The sequence below is a fragment of the Streptomyces thermovulgaris genome, assembly GCF_002155915.1.
Lineage (GTDB): Bacteria > Actinomycetota > Actinomycetes > Streptomycetales > Streptomycetaceae > Streptomyces > Streptomyces thermovulgaris.
The window spans coordinates 1-616 of record NZ_MUME01000219.1 but is presented as its reverse complement, the minus strand read 5'-3'; the positions used below and the strand labels follow the sequence as shown (position 1 = coordinate 616).

Below are 616 nucleotides of genomic sequence, written 5' to 3'. Positions count from 1 at the left end.
CGACCATGGCCACCACGCCCGGCAGGCCGGCCTCTCGCAGCCGCTCCAGGGTCGTACGCGCGGCCGCCGTGGCATAACCGCGGCCCCAGAACTCCCGGCCGAGCCGCCAGCCGATCTCGATCTCCCCCGTGGGACCCCAGTCCCGCTCCCACGGCTGGGCACCGGTGAAACCGACGACCCGGTCGAGGGAGTCGAGCACCGTCCACAGACAGAAGCCGCGCTCGGCGTCGTGCCGCCGCTGACGGGCGGTGAGCTCCTCGTAGACGGAGAGCTCCGCGGACTTGCCGCCCAGGAACTCCATGACGTCCGGATCGTCGAACAGCCGGTGCCAGACGACGGCGTCCTCGTCGGTGGGAACGCGCAGCCGTATGACGGGGAGAGCTCGGTTCACGGGGACAGCCCTTCAGCCGGGTGATCAGTTCCGCTGCATAGACTGCCCATGTCCGGTGCCGGTCGGCACGCAGATTACGAACCTTGGGGGAGATCCCGCCGTGACCGTCGTGACCGAGCCCCAGTCCGAGTCTCCTTCCGAGGCCCTCTCCGAGAACAGAGCCGATGTGATCGTCGTGGGCGCGGGGCCGGCCGGTTCCACCACCGCCTACCACCTCGCCCGGGC

At 70.5% G+C, this 616-nt stretch carries 1 protein-coding gene; it reads right to left on the bottom strand.

Features of this window, described 5'->3' with window-relative positions; genetic code table 11:
* Positions 1 to 391, bottom strand: a 391-nt coding sequence (locus CCN35_RS17745) for a GNAT family N-acetyltransferase (protein WP_086793470.1), incomplete at its 3' end; no start/stop codon positions are given.
* Between the last annotated feature and the right edge of the window lie 225 nt (positions 392 to 616).